The organism is Nocardioides sp., assembly GCF_035503875.1.
Taxonomy (GTDB): Bacteria; Actinomycetota; Actinomycetes; order Propionibacteriales; family Nocardioidaceae; genus Nocardioides.
This window is the reverse complement of record NZ_DATJTA010000054.1, coordinates 241,357-262,504: the sequence shown is the minus strand read 5'-3', so window position 1 is coordinate 262,504 and position 21,148 is coordinate 241,357. Positions and strand designations below refer to the sequence as shown.

Genomic DNA, 21,148 nt, shown 5'->3' with positions numbered 1-21,148 from the left:
ATCCCGACCCGAGACCGTGGAGCTACCGCGCGTGAATGGCAAGCGCCGGGCCGCCGGCCCCGCTCAGAAGAAGGCCCCGAAACCGGCCCGGACCCGCAAGCAGAAGATGCTACGGGCCGGCAAGTGGGTCGGCATCGTCGGCCTCGTGTGCACCCTCCTCGCGGTCGGCTCGTTCGTCGCGCTCTACCAGGCAATCGACGTCCCGGCGCCGAACGAGGAGTTCCAGGACGAGACCACGGTCGTCAGCTACGCCAACGGTGACAAGCTCGGGACCTTCGCCACCCAGAACCGCGACATCATCCCGCTCGAGGAGATGCCGGAGACGCTCCAGAACGCCGTGGTCGCGGCGGAGAACCAGTCCTTCTGGTCCGACCGGGGCATCGACCCCAAGGGCATCCTGCGCGCCGCGTTCAGCAACGCCTCCGGCGGCTCGACGCAGGGCGCGTCCACGATCACCCAGCAGTACGTCAAGATCCTCTACCTCAACCAGGACCGCTCCTACACCCGCAAGGTGAAGGAGGCGATCCTCTCGCTGAAGATCCAGCGTCAGCAGAGCAAGAAGGAGATCCTGGCCAACTACCTCAACACCATCTACTTCGGCCGGGGGGCGTACGGCGTCCAGGCGGCCTCGCAGGCCTACTTCCGCAAGCCGGCCAAGGAGCTGAACCTGCGCGAGTCGGTCGTGCTGGCCCGGGTGCTGAACAACCCGACGGCGTACGACCCGGCCAACGGCGACACGGCCAAGGAGAGCCTCAAGGCCGGCTACGACTTCATCCTCAAGGCGATGGCCCGCCTCGACTACATCACCGAGGAGCAGTCGACCAAGGCCCAGCGGCGGCTGCCGAAGTTCCCGCCGGTGGTCAAGGAGGACTCGTACGGCGGCCAGCGCGGGCACATGCTCGCGATGGTCAAGGCCGAGCTGGCCCGCCTCGGCTATCCGGAGGAGGAGGTCGTCGGCAAGGGCCTGCGGGTGACCACCACCCTGCGCAAGAAGGACATGGACGCCGCGGCCGAGGGGGTCAAGGAGGCGCGGCCCGAGGGCTTCGGTGACAAGAACCTGCACGTGGGCGTTGCCAGCGTCGAGCCCGGGACCGGCGCGATCCGCGGCTTCTACGGGGGCCAGGACTACCTGCAGTCCCAGCTGAACTGGGCGGTCGCCGGCGGCCAGGCCGGCTCCATCCTCAAGCCGTTCGCGCTGGCGGCCGGCATCAAGGAGGGCTACTCCCTCAAGGACACCTTCGACGGCAACAGCCCGATCACCATCGGCAGCACCGACTTCGAGAACCAGGGCAACCGGTCCTACGGCCGGGTCAACATGATCAAGGCGACCGAGGACTCGATCAACACCGCGTTCATCGACCTGACCGACAGCATCCCGAACGGTCCGGAGAAGGTCATCAAGATGATGAACGCGATGGGCATCCCGCCCGAGAAGGCGCCCTCGCGCCGCTCGGCCGGCTTCCCCAACAGGACGCCCGGCCTGGAGCCCAATATCGGCGTCGCCCTCGGCAGCGCGACGGTCAGCCCGATCAACATGGCCACGGCGTACGCCACCATCGCGAACAAGGGCGTGTACGCCGCGCCGTACCTCATCGAGAAGATCGTCGACCGCAACGGCGAGGAGGTCTACGTCCACCACGGCAAGAACAAGCGCGTCCTGGACGAGGACATGGCCGCCGACGTCTCCTACGCCATGGAGCAGGTCATCCGGACCGGCTCGGGCTCCGACGCCAACGCCCTGGGCCGGCCCGCCGCGGGCAAGACCGGCACCTCCACCAATGACAAGGACCGCGTCGTCTCCTCCTGGTTCAGCGGTTTCACGCCGCAGCTCGCGACGTCCGTGGTCTACGTCCGGGGCAAGGGCGCCGAACCGCTCGACGACTGGCTGCCGAGCTTCTACGGCGGCGACTACCCGACGGCGACCTGGACCGCGGTGATGACCCGGGCGATGGAGGGCGAGGAGGTCCTCGACCTGCCCGACCCCGTGTACGTCGACGGCGAGGCGCCCCAGCAGGGCCACGCGCCGTACGTCCCACCGCCGCCGAAGCCGACGAAGAAGCCGTCGAAGAAGCCGTCGGACAAGCCGACGAAGAAGCCGACGAAGAAGCCGAGCAAGGAGCCGACTCCGACCCCGGAGCCGCCGCCCCCGCCGGTGACGACGGCGCCGACGACACCGCCTCCGGTGACCCCGACCGAGCCGGTCCCGACCGAGCCGACCGAGCCGACCGGGTCGCCGGTCGTCGGCGGGGCCGGACGCCGGTGAGCGAGACCGTCCACCCCACGCACACCGACGGCGTCGTCGCGTCGGTGAGTGCGGGCGTGGGCGGACCGCTGGGCACGCGGGCCGGCCGGCACCGCTGGTGGACCCCGGTGCGGGTGGTGCTCGCCCTCGCCGCGCTGACCTTCGCGCTGGGGATGGTGCAGAAGTCGGCCTGCTACGAGGACACCTGGACCGACGGCACCACGCGCTACACCCAGATGTGCTACTCCGACCTGCCGTACCTCTACACCGGGCGCGGGTTCGCCGAGCTGGCCTGGCCGTACGACGACGACGCGGACGTCCGCAGTCGCTACGAGGTGATGGAGTACCCCGTCGGCATCGCCTACTGGGCCTTCGCCACCGCCAAGGTCGCGCAGGTCCTGACCGGGTCGCCCGACGTCTCCGAGCGCGCCCAGCGACCCACGTCCGAGTTCTTCGGCGACCCCGAGGTGCAGCGCGAGATCCGGGCGTTCGTGATCGTCAACGCGCTCGGCTTCGCCGTCCTGGTGCTGCTCGCCGCCTGGCTGCTGGCGAAGGTCGACCCACGGCGTCCCTGGGACGCCGCGATGTTCGCCGCCTCCCCGGCGCTCGCCCTCACCGCGCTGGTCAACTGGGACCTGGCGGCGGTCGCCCTGGTCGCCGGCGCCCTGTGGGCCTGGGCGCGGGACCGGCCGGCACTGACGGGGGTGCTGATCGGCCTGGGGGCCGCGACCAAGCTGTACCCGCTGTTCCTGCTCGGGGCGGTGCTGGTGATCTGCCTGTGCGACCGGCGGGTGCGCGACTTCGTCGTCACGACCGCCGCGGCCGTGGCGGCCTGGGTGCTGGCCAACGCGCCGGCGTACCTGCGGGGACCGGAGGAGTGGAAGGTGTTCTGGACCTTCAACTCCGACCGCGGGCCCGACCTCGGCTCGGCCTGGCTGGTCGTCTCCCAGGCCACCGACGGCATCGACGCCTCGACCGTGAACACCTGGTCCTGGCTGCTCTTCGGCGGCTGGTGCGTGGGCGTGTTCGTGCTGGGCATCCTCGCCCCCGAGACCCCGCGGATGGCGCAGCTCGGCTTCCTGATCGTCGCGGGCTTCCTGCTGGTCAACAAGGTGTACTCACCGCAGTACGTCCTGTGGCTGCTGCCGCTCGCCGTGCTCGCCCGGCCGCGCTGGCGCGACCAGATCGTGTGGCAGGCCACCGAGATCTTCTACTTCGCCGCCGTGTGGTGGTACCTCGGCGGGTTCCTCGCGCCCGGCGGCGGCGGGGACGCCGGCGTCTACTGGGTCGCCATCGTGCTGCGGATGGCCGGCGAGCTGTTCCTGGTGGGCCTCGTCGTCCGCGACATCCTGGTGCCGCGGAAGGACCCGGTGCGCGCCGACGCGGCCCGGCTCGAGGCCCCGCCCGGCGACCCGCCTCAGGACACGACGACGCGGTCGAACGTCGTCGCGGTGTAGCGGACCCGCACCTGGACCGCGTCGCCGACCTCCGGCACCCGCGGGCCGTGCGGCAGGAAGAGCATCGACGCCTGCATGTGCGGCGGCTCGGCGAAGAGCCGCTGCTTGCCGTCGATCGAGAACGGCGAGCGCACGAAGCCGACCGCGTCCAGGCCCCCGCGGGCCACGGTGGCCGCCCGCGCGCGGATGCTCTGGTCGCCCGTCGGCGCCTCGAGGCCGATGCCGTGGGCGGTGCCGCCGCTGACCACCAGCAGGTGGCCGGACTTCGGCGCGGTGCGGCCGCGGTAGCCGAACGCGTCGCCGCGCTCCACCTCGTGCACGTCCAGCACCGTCGCGGTGACCCGCAGCGCGTCGCGGTCACCGAGCCACAGGCCGGTCCCGATCCGGGGCCGGATGTCGTAGTCGGCGTACGACGCGCGCAGCTGGGCGAGTTCGGCGTCGGTGAGGTGGCTGACCCAGATCGTGCGGGTCGGGAGCTCGGCCGCGACGACGTCGTTCATCAGCCGGCTCACCTCGGAGAGGTGCGAGCCCTGCTGGAGCGGCAGGTGCAGGGCGATGCCCTCGAGCCGGGCGCCCGGGTGCCGGTCGTGCAGCAGGCGCGCGGCCGCCCACAGCTCGCGGGCCGAGAACCCGTGCCGCTGCATGCTGGTCATCCGCTCCAGCACGAATCGGGCGTCGCGCTGGCGCTCGAGCAGGGCGGCCAGGTCGTCGGTGCGGCCGATGGTGTGCACCAGCCGGCCGGCCAGGGCCGGGTCCGTCTCGAGCGCGGCGCCGAAGGGTCGCCACGGGGTGAGCACCAGCAGCGAGCCGTCGAAGCGGGACGCGACGTGCGGCAGCTCGTCGTACGTCCCGACGGCGAGGGTGTCGACGCCCAGCCACTGCGCCTTGCGGGCCAGCCGGCCGAGGGTGAGGCCGTAGCCGTTGCCCTTGGCGACGGGCACCAGGCCGGGATGGGTCTCGGCGACGGTACGCAGGTGGGCGCGCCAGCGGTCGCCGTCGACGGTCAGGGTGAGGCTCATGGTCAGCGTCGCTTCATGTAGAGGTCGAAGGCGGCGTACAGCGCGCGGTTCAGCGGGAGGTCCCACTCGCCGGCGTACTCGACGGCCTCGCCGCCGGTGCCGACCTTGAACTGGATCAGCCCGACGTGGGAGTCGTCGGCGTCGAGGGTGTCGGTGATGCCGCGCAGGTCGTAGACGTGCGCGCCGGCCGCGAGGGCGTCGCGCATCATCGCCCACTGGATCGCGTTCGAGCCGCGGACCTCGCGCTTCTCGGTGGAGGAGGCGCCGTAGGAGTACCAGGCGTGGGTGCCGACCCGGACCGCGATGGTCGCCGCGACCAGATCGCCCTCGTGGCGGGCGAACCACAGCCGGAACCGGTCGGGGTCCTCGTTGCTGAGCGCGTCGGTCATGGTGCGGAAGTACGACAGCGGCCGCGGGGTGAAGTGGTCGCGGCGGGCGGTGTGGACGTACAGGTCGTGGAACGCCTCGAGGTCGTCGCTGCTGCCCGCCTCGACCGAGCCGGTGGTGACCTCGACGCCCTCCTTGGCCGCCTTCTTGATGTTGCGGCGCCAGAGCTGGTTCATGCCCTTGAGGACCTCGTCCTCGGTGCGGGGGGTGCCGTCGGGATGGACGAGCGGGACCTGGAAGACGTACTGCGGCTGACCCGCGGCGAAGCCGCCCTCCGCGACCTGGGGACGCCAGCCGAGCTCGTGCAGCTGGGTCACGACCCGGGCGCCGGTGGCGTCCCGCTCGGTGGGCGGCAGGTCGCCGAGGCGCCGTACGGCGGGGGCGGCGATGCCCTCCTTGACCTGGGCGGCGGTCCAGCGGCGGGTGACGACGGGCGGACCCATCCGGACCCCGAACGCGCCCCGGTCCTTCAGGTGCGCGGCCATCGGGGCCAGCCAGGCCGAGAGCTGCTCGGTGTCCCAGTCGATGACGGGTCCCTCCGGCAGGTAGGCGAGGTAGCGCTTGAGCCGGGGGAGCTGGCGGTAGAGCACCAGCGCGGCACCCACGAGCTCGTCGTCGGCGTACCAGCCGAGGGACTCGCGGCGCCACTCGGCCTTGACCTGCCCCCACGCCGGGGTCTGCAGGAAGGAGGCCGAGGGACGGGTCCGCAGGAACGCGAGGTGCTCCTCGGGGGAGATCTCGCGGACGCTGAGGGCGGAGCCGGGGTGAGTCACGGCCCCGAGGCTAGTTGACCGCCCTCGGCTGGTCTGAACACCGTGGCGCGCGGAGGTGGTCTGCACCACCATGAGGTCAGGGGTATCAGGACGGAGCCACGGTGCTCCTGGGCAGACGTGATGGTGCTGGAGGCGAGGATGGCGGCGAGCCGACCGACCGGACGTGTCGCGACGGGGGCGAAGGCGCCACCCGACCGGCTCTGGGTCGACGCCGGGCAGGCGTTCGAGCGATGGGGCGCCGGCGACCCGAGCGGGCTCGACGACCTGGTCGCGCTGATGACGCCCGTGCTGTGGCACGTGGTGCGCGCCTACCGGCTCCCGCAGGACGTCGCCGAGGACGTCGTCCAGACGACCTGGCTCGCGCTGGTGCGCCGCCGTACGACCATCGCCGACGCGACCGCGGTCGGCGGGTGGCTCACCACGACCGCGCGCCGGGAGGCCTGGCGCGTGTCCAAGGCGGGCCAGCACGCCACGCCGACGCCCGACGACGAGCTGGCCGCCCGGCTGCCCTCCGGCCGGTCGGCCGAGGCCGACGCCGTGGAGAACGACGACCGACACCGGCTCTGGGCCGCCGTCGACGCGCTGCCCGAGCGGTGTCGCCGGCTGCTGCGCGTGGTCGCCTTCGAGCGGCGCCCCGACTACCAGTCGCTGGCCAGCGACCTGGACATGCCCGTCGGCAGCATCGGGCCCACCCGCGGCCGCTGCCTGGCCAAGCTGCGCGTCGCCCTCGTGCAGGCGGGAGGAATCTGATGAGCGAGATGAGCCGCGAGGACCTGCTGGACGTCGTACGCCGGGTCTACGAGGAGCGCGATCCGGTCCCCGAGGGCCTGGTCGCCCGGATGCAGGCCGCCGCCGCCCTCGAGGCGAGCGACATCGACGGCGAGTTGCTCGGGCTGATGGAGCTGGTCGAGCGCTCCGAGGAGCTGGTCGGCGCTCGCGGCACGGCGACGTACACGCTCCGCTTCGTGCACGGCGACACCGACCTGCTGGTCCGCGTCGCCGTCGACGACGGCCGCTCCCGCATCGACGGCTGGGTCGTGCCGCCCGAGCCGATGACCGTCCGCGCCGGCGAGCACGCCGCCACCGTCACCGACACCGGACGCTTCGAGCTCACCGGCCTGCCGCTCGGCCTGCTCCGGCTCAGCCTGGAGCCCCACGACATCGCCCGCCCGGCCTTCTCCACCCCCACTTTCGAGATCTGAGGAAACCCCATGGCGCTGCCCGACGACGAGAAGCCTGCCGCTCCACGCAAGCCGCTGGATCGCGACCCCGTGCCGCCGCCGCGGGATACCATCGCCGGCGTCGAGGGGCGGGTGCTCGACCCCGCCACCGCGATCACGGTGCGGGGTGTCCGTCCGCGGTCGACGGTGTACGTCGGCCCCCGGTTGCTGGTGTCGAAGTCGGTCGACCTCGACGGCGCGCTGGAGGTGCTGCGGGCGGTGGCGAGGCCGCTCGGGTGGGACGTGCTCCCGGGGGAGGAGGATCCCCGGACCGCCGGCCTACGCTTCGGTGTGGTGCCGCTCCGACTCGTCGTCGCGTCGAACCAGGCGACGATCGCACCCGACGGCTGGACGCTGCTCCAGCAGACGCGCGCCCAGTTCGGCGTGGAGTCGGTCCGTGGCGTGGGCCTCGAGCACGTGGTGTTCGCCAACCCCTACAACCACGGACATCCGGCGGGCGAGGGGAACCCCTACAACCACGGGCACCCCTACAACCACGGCCATCCGTACAACCACGGCCACCCGGCGTCCGGTCCGATGACCGCGTACGGCGAAGCGGGGAGCGGTGGCCGCCAGCCGGTCGCGTACGTCGGACCCGCACCGCTGCGCCGGGCCGACGCGGAGATCCCCGGGCGGCGGCCGGTGGTCGCGATCCTCGACACCGGCTGCGGCACTCACCCCTGGTTGGACGACGTCGTCGACACTTCGGTGACGCTGGACGGTCAGCCGATCGGCTTCGACCCGACCGTCGCCGACTCCGAGGTGGGTGGTGACCTGGTCGGACCGCTCGACGGGGTCATCGACGCGATGTCCGGGCACGGCACCTTCATCGCCGGCCTGGTGCACCAGGCCTGCCCGGACGCCGACATCCTGTCCTGGCGGATCATGCCGTCCGAAGGACCGGTGGCGGAGTCGGACTGGATCACGGCCCTGTCGCAGATCTCCGAGCTGGTCCGCCGGCACCGCGCCGGCGAGGAGGGCGGGCAGCCGATCGACGTCCTCAGCATGTCGATCGGCTACTACCACGAGACTCCCGAGGACCTGCTGTTCGACCCGACGCTCTACGCCATCCTCGAGGACCTCTCGCGCCACGGCACGATGGTCGTCTGCTCGGCGGGCAACGACGCCACGAGCCGGCCCGCCTTCCCAGCGGCGTTCGCTCCGTGGTCGGACGGTCAGGGACCGGTCCAGCCGGACCCGACCTGCCTTCCGGTCGTCTCCGTGGCGGCGCTGAACCCGAACGGGATCAGCGACGCCCTGTTCAGCAACGCGGGACCCTGGGTCACGACCCAGGTCCCGGGCGCATCGCTGGTCAGCACCATGCCGCCGTTCGAAGGCGGACTGCAGCCGGTGGCGCGCACGGAGGCGTTCGGGCGCCAGCGCGAGTCGATCGATCCGGACGACTTCCGCGGGGGCTTCGCGGTGTGGAGCGGTACGTCGTTCTCCGCGCCGTTGTTCGCGGGGCGCGTGGCGGCCGGTCTCCTGGCCGGGCCGGCGGCCGAGGACAGCATCTCGGCCGTGGCGCGCGGATGGGAGATCCTGGGGGAGCTCGCCTCGGTCACGCCATGATGTGAGGGTGGCACCGACCGAAGAGCTGCACCGCCGCGGGGTCGCGGCGATGAACGCCGGCCGGCTCGGTGCTGCCCGCTCGCTCTTGCGGAAGGCCTTGGCGGCCGCCACCGAACCGGGGCAGCGCGCCCAGGTCGAGGCGAGTCTCGCGTACGTGGAGACCGACGCCACCGATCCCACGACCGGCCTGGCGCTCGTCGAACGGGCGCTCGCCAACCGCGACCTGCCCCGCTCGATCAGGGGCGTCCTGCTGTGTCAGCGCGCCCTCATCCTCCGTCGGACCGGGCAGGCCGCCCTCGCCCTCGAGGCGTTCGGCCAGGCGATCGCGGCGCTCGACGAGCAGACCGCGGATCGCGGCAAGGCTCTGCTGAATCGTGGCACCGTGCACCTCGACCGGCGGGAGATCCGGGCGGCCGACCGGGACTTCGGCGATGCGGCGAGGACACTCGCGGCCGCGGGCGACCGGGTGGGCGAGGCGAAGGCGATCCACAACCAGGGGTACACCCGATTCCTCGCGGGCGACCTCGTCGGTGCGCTGGATCTGATGGCGAGCGCCCACGAGATTCTGGCCCCCCGGGGCCAGGTGCTGAGGGCGGTGGGTCTCCAGGACCGTGCCGAGGTCCTGCTTGCTGCCGGCCTGTCGGCCGAGGGCCGACGGATGCTGGACGAGGCGGGCCGGGCCTACGGGTCGCGTCGGCTGCGTCAGCTCCAGGCCGAGGCCGAGCTGACGCTGGCCCGCAGCGTCCTCGACCAAGATCCCCCGCAGGCGAGGCTGAGCGCCCAGCGCGCCCGGCGACGGTTCCTCGCTCTCGGTGCCGACGCCTGGCGTGCACGTGCCGACGCCGTTCTCCTCGCGGCCGACGCCGCGACCGGCCGGTCGGTCTCCGAGCGTCGGGTCCACGACGTCTCGACCGAGCTGGAGACCCAGGGCATCCGGTGGGAGGCGATCGCCCTGCGGCTGCGCACCCTCCCGCACGTCCGCACACCGGTGCCCCGGGGAGCGCCCCTCGGCGTACGCCTGCTCGACCGGGAGGCCCGAGCCCGCGCGGCGTCGGCAGCCGGTCGGCGTACGGATGCGCTCGGACACCTGCGTGCGGGCCTGGCCGACCTGCATGCGTGGCAGAGCTCGTTCGGCTCGCTCGACCTCCAGACCGGCGTCGCGGGCCACGGCGTACGCCTGGGCGTGCGCGGTCTCGCCCTGGCGGTGGAGTCGCGGAAACCGGCCGTCCTGTTCGAGTGGTCCGAGCGCGCGCGGATGCTGGCCAGCCGGGTGCAGCCCGTGCAGGCCCCCGAGGACGAGCAGCTGGTCGCCGACCTGGCCGAACTGCGCGAGCTGGCGTCCGGCGAGAGCCGCGGTGACCCGGTGCGGGAGGCCCAGCTCCGGCAGCGGGTGCGCGAGCGGGCGTGGCAGCACCGCGGATCCGGTGAGGTCGTGGACCCGGTCGGCATGGCCGAGCTGCAGGGGACGCTCGACCCGGAGACCGCGCTCGTCGCCTACGTGGTGACCGCTGACGTGCTGGTCGCCCTGGTGGTGACCGATGCCGACGCGACCTGGGTCGACCTCGGTGCCCGGAGCACCCTCGACGATCTCGTCGGCGGCCTGTTGCCGGACCTCGACGTGGCCGCAGCCGACCTCGCCCAGCCCATGGCCGGTGCCGTGCGCGCCGCCCTGGCGGCACGCCTCGACGAGCTCGCTGCGCTGCTGGTCGCTCCGGTGCTGGACGCGGTCGGCGATCGTCGGGTGGTGCTCACCCCGTCGGGCGTCCTGGCGGGGATGCCCTGGACGCTGTTGCCCGGGTACGTCGGACGCCCCGTCACCGTCGCGCAGTCGGCGACGTCCTGGCTGGCCCGCCGTACGACCCCGCTGCGCACGAGGACGGCGGGCTTCGTCGCCGGGCCGCGCGTGATGCGTGCCGAGGACGAGGTCAACGCGGCCGTCAAGGAGTGGCCCGCGGCGCGGGTGCTGACCGGGGCGAGTGCCACCGCCGCCGCGGTCTCCGAGCTCGCCGAGCAGGTCGACGTCCTGCACGTCGCGGCGCACGGCCGGCACTCCGCAGAGAATCCGCTCTTCTCCGGCCTGATGCTGGCCGACGGGTCGTGGTTCGGCTACGACATCGACCGGCTCCGCTCCGTCCCCGACGTCGTCCTGCTCTCCGCGTGCGAGGTCGGCCGCTCGACGGTGCGCTGGGGCGAGGAGCTGATCGGCATGAGCGCGGCGTGGCTGCACGCCGGCGCGCGCTGCGTCATCGCGTCGGCAGCCGCGGTTAACGACGCGGCGGCGTACGACGTCCTGGTCGCCGTGCACCAGCAGCTCGCCGCCGGCGTCGATCCGGCTACGGCGCTGGCCGAGGCGGTGCCGGCCGTCACGACCGGCACCGCTCCGGTGCCGCTGGTCTGCTTCGGCTGATCTCAGTTGCCCGCGTGGTACGGCGCGGCGAGCGCGTAGACGGCGAGCGCGGTGGTGGCGACGCTGGCGGCGGCGACGTAGACGCGGGTCTTGAGGGAGTCCTTCATGGGTTCACCTCCTTCGAGACGTGAGGGACGGGCAGAGCCTCGAAGAGCGGCGCGAGAACCGCGGCGAGGAGGATGGCGCAACCAGGGGCGAGCAGGAGATCGCCGATGCTGATGACGGCGTCGAGTCCGGGGACCGGCAGGACGTCGCCGAGCAGGAGCGCGGGCAGCTGGGAGGCGTGAGCGGCGACGTACTGGGGGTCGGGTCGATCGCCGGGCTGGAGGTCGGAACCGAGCCAGCGCGCGGACGCGGCCAGGACCGGCATGAAGCCGTAGACGAGCGAGGCGAGCGCGTTGCCGGCGGCGCCTGCGGCGGTGAGGAGCACGCCGCTCCGGACCAGTCGGGACTGCTGGTTCCAGTTCATCCTCACGAAGGCGATGGCCGCCGCAAGGACGACGACGGCGAGGACCCGGTTGACCAGACTGTCGGACACGACGGTCCCGGCCTGGATCCCGCTCGCCAGCACGGTGGCCAGGAGGACCAGGAGGACGAGCCAGAGCGCGCGGAGCGGTGTGGCAGCGACGAGCCGACGCCGATGGATCAGGAGCAGGACGCCGGCCGCGACCACCGGCGCCAGCATGAGAACGACCAGACCCGGTCCCGGCACCCGCCGAGTAGAGCACCGGGCGGGTCGCGTCGAGAACCCCTGGCTAGACAACCGGACCGGGGTATCAGGGCCCGTCCTCGGGGCTCCTGTCCGACGTACACCCCGTTCGAGGAGGCCCACCATGTCGATCGCCACGAAGCAGCTGATCAGCCATCACGTGCTCGAGGACCCGGCGTCCGGGCAGGCCGTCGACGCCCGCGTGGGCGACTGCGTCCAGCTGGTCTTCCGCCGCCGGCTCGGCGCCAGCCGGTGGCGGGTGGCCCAGCGGCCGTCGTACCTCGTGCCGATCGAGGACGACGGGCACGTCTTCTCGTTCCTGGTGTTCGGGTCGGCAGAGCTGGCGTCGTCCGGCGACACGGTGCGGATGGAGCGTCAGCGCAGCGGCCGCCCGGACTCGGTCGAGGTGCGTCTGCTCGACGTCGCCGTCACCGCATGAGTCGTCCCTGAGTCGTGCCCGGGGGCCGGCCGCCGCACGGGGGCGGCCGGTTCGCGGGGACGGCTCAGAGCCGCTCGCGCAGCCAGGCGAAGTCCGCGACGTGGGCGTCGGCGGGACCCGGTGTCTCGCAGACCACCGGGGCGCCGGCGTCGCGGACGACGCCGGCCAGGAGATCGGGATCGATCCTCCCGGCGCCGAAGTTGGCGTGCCGGTCGGCGCCGGAGTCGAACTCGTCGCGGCTGTCGTTGCAGTGGACGAGGTCGATCCGGCCGGTGATGGCCTTCACCTTCTCGACGACCGTCTCCAGGGCGTTGCCGCCGGCGTGGGCGTGGCAGGTGTCGAGGCAGAAGCCGACCATGTCTGCCTGCTCGGTGCCGGAGATCGCCGCCCAGACGCCCTCGATGCGGTCGAGGTAGCGGGTCATCGCGTTGTCGCCGCCGGCGGTGTTCTCGATCAGCAGCGGAAGCTTGAGGTCGGTGGCCTCGACGGCCTTGCGCCAGTTGTCGAACCCCTTGGCCGGGTCGTCGGCCTTGTTGACGTGGCCGCCGTGCACGATCAGGCCCTTGGCGCCGATCGATGCCGCGGCGTCGACGTGCTGCTGCAGCAGCTTGCGGCTGGGGATCCGGATCCGGTTGTTCGTGGTGGCCACGTTGACGATGTACGGCGCGTGGACGTACAGGTCGATGCCCGCCGCCTCCGCGTCCGCCTTCAGTCCATCGGCCCCGCCGGCGTACGCGAACTCGGGGCCCTGGTAGCCCTGCGGGTCGCCGAGGAAGAACTGCACGAGCGGCGCGTTGCGGGCGCGCGCCTCCGCGATCGGGTCGGTCTGGTCGACGTGGGCTCCGATGGCGATCTGGCTCATGCGCCCATCGTAGGAAGGCGCGGGGACAGTGGGGTCGGGGCCGGGGTCTGCAGGCTCATCACGGTATGCAGACGAGCCGTCACCTCCCACGGTGGGTACGCCGTGGGAGGTGCCGACTGGTCTGCATACCGTGATGAATCCGAGGCTGGAGCGACGACCGCGCCGGGCCGGTTGCACGTGAAACCAAACCGCCGTCCCGACGCCTCCCACAGGATTGGGAGGCGGTACGACGCCGCTGCTAGCCTGTGCTGTCCGCTGCGCCCTGCCCACCGACGGGACCAGGTCGCCGCGTGGCCTCCACCTCGAAGCCGTTCCGGTTCGTCGTGGGGACGCAGCACCCTCCTGCCACGGAGAGACCGTGGCCGCCGAGTCCAAAGGAGGACGCGCTTTGCGCGCTTACGAAGTCATGGTCATCCTCGACCCGAGCCTCGAGGAGCGGACCATCGGTCCGTCGCTCGACAAGTACCTCAACGTCATCCGCAAGGACGGCGGCTCGGTCGAGTCCGTCGACGTGTGGGGTCGCCGCCGGCTGGCCTACGAGGTCAAGAAGAACGCCGAGGGCATCTACGCCGTCATCTCGCTGAACGCCGAGCCGGCTACGGTCAAGGAGTTCGACCGCCAGCTGACGCTCAACGAGTCGATCCTGCGCACGAAGGTCATCCGCCCCGACGCTCACTGAGCGTCGTCTGTGGACGACCCCTTCCGGCTGTCGGCGCCCTGCTCCACGATGGGCGCGACGACGACCGGACACGATCAGACAAGAAGCTGAGGAGACCTCATGGCAGGCGAGACCGTCATCACGGTGGTGGGCAACCTCGTCGACGACCCGGAGCTGCGCTTCACCCCCTCGGGTGCGGCAGTGGCGAACTTCCGGATCGCCTCGACGCCGCGCACCTTCGACCGGCAGACCAACGAGTGGAAGGACGGCGAAGCGCTGTTCCTGTCCTGCTCGGTCTGGCGGCAGGCCGCGGAGAACGTCGCCGAGTCGCTCCAGCGGGGGATGCGCGTCATCGTCCAGGGCCGGCTCAAGCAGCGGTCCTACGAGACCCGCGAGGGTGAGAAGCGCACCGTCGTGGAGCTCGAGGTCGACGAGGTCGGTCCCGCGCTCGCCTTCGCCACGGCCAAGGTCACCCGCGCGTCCCGCTCCGGCGGCGGCGGTGGTGGGTACGGCGGCGGTGGCGGCCAGTCGCGTCCGCAGCAGCAGCAGCAGGCGAACGACCCCTGGGCCACCCCGGCTCCTCAGGGTGGCAACTCCGGCGGCGGCGGCGGTGCTCCCGCCAACGACCCGTGGGGCGCCCCCGGCGTCGGCTCCGACGAGCCGCCTTTCTGAGTCTGATCGGTTTCGAGACGGGCGCAGAGCGCCCTCCTCAACCACCGTTAACGAACACCCTCAACCATTCCGGCGCGAGCCGGGCTTCTAGAAAGGAAGCACCACAATGGCCAAGGCAGTGATTCGCAAGCCGAAGAAGAAGGTTTGCCAGTTCTGCAAGGAGAAGGCGGGCGGTGTCGACTACAAGGACACCACCCTGCTTCGCAAGTTCATCTCCGACCGCGGCAAGATCCGCGCGCGTCGGGTGACCGGCAACTGCGTGCAGCACCAGCGCGACGTCGCCATCGCGGTCAAGAACGCTCGCGAGGTCGCGCTCCTGCCCTACACCTCGACCGGTCGCTGAGAGGGGACGGACGCATGAAGATCATCCTGACCCAGGAGGTCACCGGCCTCGGTAGCCCCGGCGACGTCGTCGAGGTCAAGGACGGCTACGGCCGCAACTACCTCGTCCCGCGCGGCGTGGCGATCCGGTGGACCCGGGGTGCCGAGAAGACCGTCGAGTCGATCAAGGCCGCCCGCGCGAGCCGCGCGGTGCGCGACCACGACCACGCGGAACAGATCAAGACCAAGCTCGAGGCCCAGGCGGTCTCGGTCAAGGTCCGCTCGGGCCAGGGCGGCCGCCTCTTCGGCGCCGTCACGGTGTCCGAGATCGCCGGTGCTCTCACGGAGGCCTCCGGCGAGGCCGTCGACAAGCGCACGATCGTCCTCGGCAACCCGATCAAGGCTCTGGGTGCCCACGAGGTCTCGGTCAAGCTGACCGACGAGGTGTCCGCCAAGGTGGCCCTCAACGTCATCCCGGCCTGACCCACGCCTGACCACCAGGACCCGTTCCTCCTCACGGAGGGACGGGTCCTGCTGCGTCTCCCCGCGGGAGGTCAGGCGCCGGTCACCAGCCAGGCGTCGCCCCGGGCACGGTGCACGAGTACGACCAGGCGCGCGCCCATGAAGAGGAAGGCGAAGCTGACCCACACCGCCACCAGCCCGCCGCCGGCCACCAGGAGCACGACGGGCGCGTAGACCACCAGCGTGACCAACCCGCCGCGGGCGAGGTAGCTCCCGTCGCCGGCGCCGATCAGCACCCCGTCGAGCACGAACACCACGCCCGCGATCGGCTGGGCCAGCGCAGCGACGACGAGCACGGGGACGAGGGCGTCCCGGACCGCCGGGTCCGTCGTGAACAGGCGGCCGAGCAGGGGACTGCCCGCCGCGAGGAGCAGACCGGTCACGACGCCGCTGCCCACCCCCCACTGCACCATCCGGCGGGTGACGGCCCGGGTCTCCTCGGTGTCGCCGGAGCCCAGCAGCCTGCCCGTGATGGCCTGCGCGGCGATCGCGATGGCGTCCAGCACGAAGGCCAGGAAGGTCCACAGCGTGATCGCGAGTTGGTGGGTGGCCAGGTCGACCGAGGAGTCGACGGCGCCGAGCGTGACGGCGTACGTCGTGATCAGGAGCGCCGCCCGCAGGGTGAGGGTGCGGATCACGAGCGGGACTCCGGACCGCCCCGCGGCCCGGATACCCGCGGGGTGCGGTCGCAGCGACGCACCCTCGCGCCGGGCGCCGCGGACGACCACGAAGAGCAGGGCGGCGGCGCTCGCGACCTGGGCCAGGACGGAGCCCAGCGCCGACCCGGGCAGACCGAGGCCCCCGATCGGGCCGACGCCGTACACGAGCAGGAGGTTGAGCGCGATGTTCAGCGCGTTGCCGGCCACGGCGACGACGAGCGGCGTGCGGGTGTCCTGCAGCCCGCGCAGTACGCCGGTCGCCGCGAGCATCAGCAGCAGCGGCGTGGTGCCGAGGAAGGCGATGCGCAGGTACGTCGTCGCGTGCTCGGTCACCGCGGGTGAGGCGTCGAAAGCCGCGACGAGGGGGCCGGTCGTGGCGATCCCGAGCACGGTGGCGACGACGCCGATGATCACGGCGAGCCAGAGCCCGTCGACGCCCTGCGCGAGGGCACCCCGCCGATCGCCCGCACCGAGCCGTCGAGCAACCCCGGCGGTGGTCCCGTAGGCGAGGAAGACACACAGCCCGACCACCGTCTGCAGGACGACGCCGGCGATGCCGAGACCGGCGAGCTCGGGGGTGCCGAGGTGGCCGACGATGGCGGCGTCGGAGAGCAGGAACATCGGCTCGGCGACCAGCGCCAGGAACGCGGGGACCGCGAGCCGCAGGATCTCCCGGTCCTGGGCGCGACGCACCTGCGAGAGCCTAGTCATGTAGGGACCACGGCCCGGAAATGACGGCAACGGGACTAGTCAACGAGAGCGGTGGAAAACCCCGGTGTTCCTGTGGAAGGACGGCGGTTCGGGGTGCTTTGTCGACATAGCAACGGGCTACGTCCAGATGGCGGGCGGATGAACGGAGCAACCTGGCGGATTTCTTCGTCCACATGCGAAGGCGACTGTTTCCGCAGGTCAGCGGCTTGGTGAGGGTAGCCTGCGGCGTGTCTTCCACAGTCTTCTCCCCATCCTGTGCACAGCTGCGTGCGTGTCGTCCACGACCGTCGGACGGTTATCCCCAGGCCCTGTGGACAAGGTGGTGTCGCCCGGCCCGCCCCGCGTCGTACGGTCCCGGGGTCGTCGGCACCGCCGGGTGCGTTGCTGCGACGCGTTGTCGGTGCCCGTCCCTAGGGTCGTCACCATCATCCGGGGTCGATCCGGGACCATCGTGGGAGGCATGTTGAGCGTCGCCGAGCAGGCCGGACGGGAGTTCCCCGAGCCGCCGTTCGAGGACTGGGGAGACGGTCCCGTCTCCTACGCGCCGGGGGAGCGCCCGACCACCCCGGGCGACCGCACCCCGCCGCAGGACATGGCCGCGGAGCAGTCGGTGCTCGGCGCGATGCTGATCTCCAAGGACGCGATCGCCGACGTCAGCGAGACGGTCCGCGGCGTCGACTTCTACCGCCCGTCCCACGAGACGATCTTCGACGGGATCATCGACCTCTACGGCCGTGGCGAGCCGGTCGACATGGTCACCGTGGCGGCCGAGCTCCAGCGCCGCGGCGAGCTGCAGCGGATCGGCGGCGCGCCGTACCTCCACACCCTCTCGGCCAACGTGCCGATCGCGGCCAACGCGGGCTACTACGCCGAGATCGTGCGCGAGAAGGCCATCCTGCGCCGGCTTGTCGACGCGGGCACCAAGATCGTGCAGATCGGGTACGCCGGTGAGGGCCAGGTCGACGACGTGGTCGACCAGGCGCAGGCCGAGGTCTACAAGGTCGCCGACCGGCGCACGGGCGAGGACTACGCCCCGCTGAGCGACATCATGACCGGCGTCCTCGACGAGATCGAGGCGATCAGCAACCGTGAGTCCGGCATCTACGGCGTGCCGACCGGTTTCGCCGACTTCGACGAGCTGACCAACGGCCTGCACTCCGGCCAGATGATCATCGTCGCGGCCCGTCCCGCCATGGGGAAGTCGACGCTGGCCCTGGACTTCTGCCGCGCGGCGTCGATCCACAACAACCTGGCCAGCGTCTTCTTCAGCCTCGAGATGACGCGCACCGAGATCACCATGCGCCTGCTCTCCGCCGAGGCGAAGGTCCCGCTGAACCACATCCGCAACGGCAACATGAACGACGACGACTGGACCAAGCTGGCCCGCAAGATGGGCGAGGTCTCCTCGGCCCCGATGTTCATCGACGACTCGCCGAACATGACGATGATGGAGATCCGGGCCAAGGCCCGCCGGCTCCGTCAGCGCCACGACCTGCGGCTGATCGTCATCGACTACCTCCAGCTGATGTCCTCGGGCAAGAAGGTCGAGTCCCGCCAGCTCGAGGTCTCGGAGTTCTCCCGCCAGATCAAGCTGCTCGCCAAGGAGCTCGACGTTCCGGTCATCGCGCTCTCCCAGCTCAACCGTGGCCCCGAGCAGCGCGCCGACAAGCGCCCGATGGTCAGCGACCTGCGTGAGTCCGGCTCGATCGAGCAGGACGCCGACATGGTCATCCTCCTGCACCGCGACGACGTCTACGAGAAGGAGTCGACCCGCCCCGGCGAGGCCGACCTGATCGTCGCCAAGCACCGCAACGGCCCCACTCGCGACATCACCGTCGCCTTCCAGGGGCACTACTCGCGCTTCGTGGACATGGCGCACTGAAGCTGGGACGTGCCGACGATAGCTGAATCTGCAAGGGAACGATCCAAACTGCAATCGTTGCAGACTGCGGCCGGTCAGCAGCTGTTGAGATGCAGCGAACTTGTTACGACCCGCACCGCGCGACGTCATACCGCCGAGTTGGCGAACAAGGCGGAGGCGCTCGACCGCGCCGCAATCGTAGATCCTTCAGCCGCCCTTCGCGGTCGGGCCACAGGTGCCAACGTCGCAACCAGCTGCTCGCGCGACGCGTGTGGCAGCGTGGCCCATGAGGGCGGGCTCTCGTATCACTATGAGAGTGGTACGGGGTCGAGGCCGCGAGCAGCTGCGAGACAGGCAGCCGATGCTCTCTCCTCGAAGGTCTGGTCTCCCCATTGATGATCAAGAAGGTAAGCCTGCAACGCTTCCGCGGCGGCGAGATAGCGCGCGAGATAGTACAGCGTCAGTCCCCGAGGCCAGCTCAACTCGGCGAGCCGATCCGGTGGTTGTCGGTAGAGGGCGTTTGGCTCGACGTCGTCCTCGGACTCCGGGAGGGTCGGCAGGTCCGCGCTCGCCGGGTAGTCGTATTGCAGCCAGCGACGGGTGTATTCGAGCACCTCGTCCCCGTGATCCACCAGTAGCCGCTTCACATCGCCGAGGACCTCAATCCCACAGCGCCGCAGCTGTGTGGCCCTCGCGCCGGCGTACTCGCGGTCAGCCATACCATTGGTCGCCTCGGCGCCAGCGCCGAAACGCGCGATGGCTAGGTCCATACGGTTCAGCGTGTTGTCTCCGGAAGTCAGGAGCGCGTAAATTGCGTCCTGGTCAATCTCGACGCCGGCGTCGCCACGAGCCACCCCCTCCGCGATCGCCGACTGTCGCTCAGCCAGGCGGTCTCGAATGCGCACGAACTCGTCGTCGGCCAGCTCGAGCATTCCGGCGAGTCGTGAGAAACCACGCCGCTCGCTCCTCGGCACGGCTGACTCCGACTTGTAGCCAATGTCGTGCTCGATCTCCGCCCAGGCGTGCTGCAGGACCGATCGAATTTGTAGCTCGAACCGCACATTCTCGAACCGCCGGTACTCCGGCAACGCGACACGCTCAGCCGAAAGAGACGCGACATAATGAACGGACAGGTATCCGAAACGGTCGGGGTCCAGGGCTGCACGCTTGTCGACCGAGTTCTCCTCATCGATGTTGAACTCTCGTTCGACGATTTTGGCGACTTCGTCGACCTCGTCACGCAGATATGTGATGACACGCAGACCGACGACATCGGTCATATGCTCGATGCTGGTGAGGTTCTTCCTCGCGAGCTTCTTGAGCGCGGACTCCCTCGTCTTCACGCGGTGCCGGTGCTGAGGGTCGAGATGACCTCGGCGTCCAGCAGCTTCCGAAGGATCCGCTCCGCGGCCGCACCAAGGTCCGAGCGCAGTCCGAACTGGGCCGTGTAGGCGTCCTCGAATTCAGGCTGGTCCATAGGCGACAGTTGTACCCGATCCGCCGGGAGGCGGGAACTGATCGGATCGAAAACGACGTCGTGTGCCGACGCGCTGCACCTGGTCGCGACCTTCAACTGTCGCGGTCAGAGGTGGCCAGGATCCAGGGGTGGCAGGAAACGACTCGCTAGTCGATGACCGGTGTGCGCGGCATCGCGACGGCGGCGATCGCCATCCGCCCCGTGATGGCCTCAGCGAGTTTGGTCGCGTGCGCTGTACTTCGGGCTGAGTCGGTAACGACTAATGAAGGCTTGGCGGCGTCGACGTAGTCCATCGTCTCCTCGAAGTCCGCGTGGCCGGTGATGGCTATGCGGCAGTACCGCGGCGTGATCTCAAGGTAGGGATCGTCCATCTGCGTGATGGACCCAGAGAGCTTGATTCGGTGCTCGCCAGGGCGCATCTCCCGAAGAGGGTCTCCTGTGCCAACGAACTCCACGTAGGCACCCGCTGCCCGTGCCCCCTTGCCCTGCTCGCTCGCGGGGTCTAGGAGAGCGGCTTGCACGTAGCCGAACTGCGCGTGCACGGCGCTTTCCGCGCGCTGACCGGGGGAACCGAGCATGGGTAGCTCACAAGCGTCATCGAGAACGGCGATCGCGCGCTGGAGGGTCCCACGGTGGGCGTATACGATGACGGGGCCGAGTTTCGAGCGGCTGAGGACCTCGTCCACGAAGCGTTCCTCGGCCTGTACCTGGCTGTACCGGCGACGGCTCGTGTCCGGGCTGCCGTACGTGGCATCAAGCACCAGCTCGTCGACCTGCATGACCTCGTCGAGAGGCATCGAGAAGTCGCCGCTATACCCGACCGCGTAGCCGTCGCCTCCCTCGACCTTCGTTTGGGCGGCGCCAACCATATGTCCAGCCGGCAAGAGGGTGATTGTCGCCTGCCCGCCGGCCGGGTCCTCGAAGGTGAACGGCTCGCCGTACTCGAGACCCCTCAGGTTGCTGCGGAACCTGAGGTCAGGGTCACGCATGGCTATCAGCAGAGCACGCGTCGCTTTCGTGCACACGATCTGGCCGGAGCCCTTGCTGGCGTCGAAGCCGAGAAGGTGGTCGGCGTGCACGTGGGACTGCACACGGATCGCCGCGTCCGCGTTGTACCCGTCGGCGACGACGCCGGCGGCGAGTCCTATGGTTCCGTCCGCCGCGACGGACACTCGCGGGCTAT

General features: G+C 70.9%; 20 protein-coding genes. 12 read left to right on the top strand and 8 right to left on the bottom strand.

What is annotated here, in order from left to right:
• Positions 1-31 precede the first annotated feature (31 nt).
• Both VMF51_RS13765 and VMF51_RS13760 read left to right on the top strand, forming a co-directional pair.
• Complete coding sequence (locus tag VMF51_RS13765; RefSeq protein ID WP_325475011.1) at positions 32-2,263, top strand: transglycosylase domain-containing protein; 2,232 nt, start codon at positions 32-34, stop codon at positions 2,261-2,263.
• Complete coding sequence (locus VMF51_RS13760; RefSeq protein ID WP_325475010.1) at positions 2,260-3,699, top strand: glycosyltransferase family 87 protein; 1,440 nt, start codon at positions 2,260-2,262, stop codon at positions 3,697-3,699. Before VMF51_RS13765 ends, VMF51_RS13760 begins: the two co-directional genes overlap by 4 nt.
• Here VMF51_RS13760 and VMF51_RS13755 read toward each other — a convergent pair.
• Both VMF51_RS13755 and VMF51_RS13750 read right to left on the bottom strand, forming a co-directional pair.
• Positions 3,660-4,718 carry an alanine racemase gene (locus VMF51_RS13755; protein ID WP_325475009.1) on the bottom strand — a complete coding sequence of 353 codons (1,059 nt, stop codon included), beginning with the start codon at positions 4,716-4,718 and terminating at the stop codon, positions 3,660-3,662. The two genes, VMF51_RS13760 and VMF51_RS13755, sit on opposite strands and share 40 nt — an antisense overlap.
• Before the next feature lie 2 nt (positions 4,719-4,720).
• The gene (locus VMF51_RS13750; protein WP_325475008.1) at positions 4,721-5,878 is read right to left on the bottom strand and encodes a lipid II:glycine glycyltransferase FemX; all 1,158 of its coding nucleotides are present in this window, start codon (positions 5,876-5,878) and stop codon (positions 4,721-4,723) included.
• 138 nt (positions 5,879-6,016) lie between these two features.
• Between VMF51_RS13750 and VMF51_RS13745 the strand changes: the two genes are divergently transcribed.
• Genes VMF51_RS13745 through VMF51_RS13730 form a run of 4 tightly spaced genes read left to right on the top strand, consistent with a single transcriptional unit; the run spans position 6,017 to position 11,074 of the window.
• Entirely contained in the window at positions 6,017-6,628 is a 612-nt protein-coding gene (locus VMF51_RS13745; RefSeq protein WP_325475007.1) for a sigma-70 family RNA polymerase sigma factor, read from the top strand.
• Complete coding sequence (locus VMF51_RS13740) at positions 6,628-7,080, top strand: hypothetical protein (protein ID WP_325475006.1); 453 nt, start codon at positions 6,628-6,630, stop codon at positions 7,078-7,080. The genes VMF51_RS13745 and VMF51_RS13740 overlap by 1 nt, the downstream gene beginning before the upstream one ends.
• Positions 7,081-7,089: 9 nt before the next feature.
• Positions 7,090-8,667 (top strand): S8/S53 family peptidase, encoded by a 1,578-nt coding sequence (locus tag VMF51_RS13735; protein ID WP_325475005.1) that lies wholly within the window; start codon positions 7,090-7,092, stop codon positions 8,665-8,667.
• Between the two features lie 7 nt (positions 8,668-8,674).
• Positions 8,675-11,074, top strand: coding sequence for a CHAT domain-containing protein (locus VMF51_RS13730; protein ID WP_325475004.1), 2,400 nt, complete (start codon positions 8,675-8,677; stop codon positions 11,072-11,074).
• Positions 11,075-11,177: 103 nt separating this feature from the next.
• On the opposite strand, the gene VMF51_RS13725 is transcribed toward VMF51_RS13730, so the two are convergent.
• The gene (locus VMF51_RS13725) at positions 11,178-11,759 is read right to left on the bottom strand and encodes a DUF5317 family protein (RefSeq protein WP_325475003.1); all 582 of its coding nucleotides are present in this window, start codon (positions 11,757-11,759) and stop codon (positions 11,178-11,180) included.
• A gap of 148 nt (positions 11,760-11,907) precedes the next feature.
• Between VMF51_RS13725 and VMF51_RS13720 the strand changes: the two genes are divergently transcribed.
• The gene (locus VMF51_RS13720; protein ID WP_325475002.1) at positions 11,908-12,222 is read left to right on the top strand and encodes a hypothetical protein; all 315 of its coding nucleotides are present in this window, start codon (positions 11,908-11,910) and stop codon (positions 12,220-12,222) included.
• A gap of 64 nt (positions 12,223-12,286) precedes the next feature.
• Here VMF51_RS13720 and VMF51_RS13715 read toward each other — a convergent pair whose 3' ends face one another.
• Positions 12,287-13,084 carry a deoxyribonuclease IV gene (locus tag VMF51_RS13715; protein WP_325475001.1) on the bottom strand — a complete coding sequence of 266 codons (798 nt, stop codon included), beginning with the start codon at positions 13,082-13,084 and terminating at the stop codon, positions 12,287-12,289.
• 388 nt (positions 13,085-13,472) lie between these two features.
• On the opposite strand from VMF51_RS13715, the gene rpsF reads away from it, so the two are divergent.
• From rpsF to rplI, 4 genes are all read left to right on the top strand, one after another.
• Entirely contained in the window at positions 13,473-13,763 is a 291-nt protein-coding gene (gene rpsF / locus VMF51_RS13710) for a 30S ribosomal protein S6 (RefSeq protein WP_244930651.1), read from the top strand.
• 99 nt (positions 13,764-13,862) lie between these two features.
• Positions 13,863-14,414 (top strand): single-stranded DNA-binding protein, encoded by a 552-nt coding sequence (locus VMF51_RS13705; protein ID WP_325475000.1) that lies wholly within the window; start codon positions 13,863-13,865, stop codon positions 14,412-14,414.
• 106 nt (positions 14,415-14,520) lie between these two features.
• Positions 14,521-14,757 (top strand): 30S ribosomal protein S18, encoded by a 237-nt coding sequence (rpsR, locus tag VMF51_RS13700; protein ID WP_090851440.1) that lies wholly within the window; start codon positions 14,521-14,523, stop codon positions 14,755-14,757.
• Between the two features lie 14 nt (positions 14,758-14,771).
• Positions 14,772-15,218, top strand: coding sequence for a 50S ribosomal protein L9 (gene rplI / locus VMF51_RS13695; protein WP_325474999.1), 447 nt, complete (start codon positions 14,772-14,774; stop codon positions 15,216-15,218).
• A 71-nt stretch (positions 15,219-15,289) separates the two neighbouring features.
• On the opposite strand, the gene VMF51_RS13690 is transcribed toward rplI, so the two are convergent.
• Complete coding sequence (locus VMF51_RS13690) at positions 15,290-16,627, bottom strand: MATE family efflux transporter (RefSeq protein ID WP_325474998.1); 1,338 nt, start codon at positions 16,625-16,627, stop codon at positions 15,290-15,292.
• A gap of 460 nt (positions 16,628-17,087) precedes the next feature.
• Between VMF51_RS13690 and dnaB the strand changes: the two genes are divergently transcribed.
• The gene (dnaB, locus tag VMF51_RS13685; protein ID WP_325474997.1) at positions 17,088-18,509 is read left to right on the top strand and encodes a replicative DNA helicase; all 1,422 of its coding nucleotides are present in this window, start codon (positions 17,088-17,090) and stop codon (positions 18,507-18,509) included.
• Positions 18,510-18,796: 287 nt separating this feature from the next.
• Here the strand turns inward: dnaB and VMF51_RS13680 are convergent, their stop codons facing one another.
• From VMF51_RS13680 to VMF51_RS13670, 3 genes are all read right to left on the bottom strand, one after another.
• Positions 18,797-19,831 carry a hypothetical protein gene (locus VMF51_RS13680; protein ID WP_325474996.1) on the bottom strand — a complete coding sequence of 345 codons (1,035 nt, stop codon included), beginning with the start codon at positions 19,829-19,831 and terminating at the stop codon, positions 18,797-18,799.
• The gene (locus tag VMF51_RS13675) at positions 19,828-19,965 is read right to left on the bottom strand and encodes a hypothetical protein (RefSeq protein WP_325474995.1); all 138 of its coding nucleotides are present in this window, start codon (positions 19,963-19,965) and stop codon (positions 19,828-19,830) included. The genes VMF51_RS13680 and VMF51_RS13675 overlap by 4 nt, the downstream gene beginning before the upstream one ends.
• A gap of 146 nt (positions 19,966-20,111) precedes the next feature.
• Positions 20,112-21,137 (bottom strand): MBL fold metallo-hydrolase, encoded by a 1,026-nt coding sequence (locus VMF51_RS13670; protein ID WP_325474994.1) that lies wholly within the window; start codon positions 21,135-21,137, stop codon positions 20,112-20,114.
• Between the last annotated feature and the right edge of the window lie 11 nt (positions 21,138-21,148).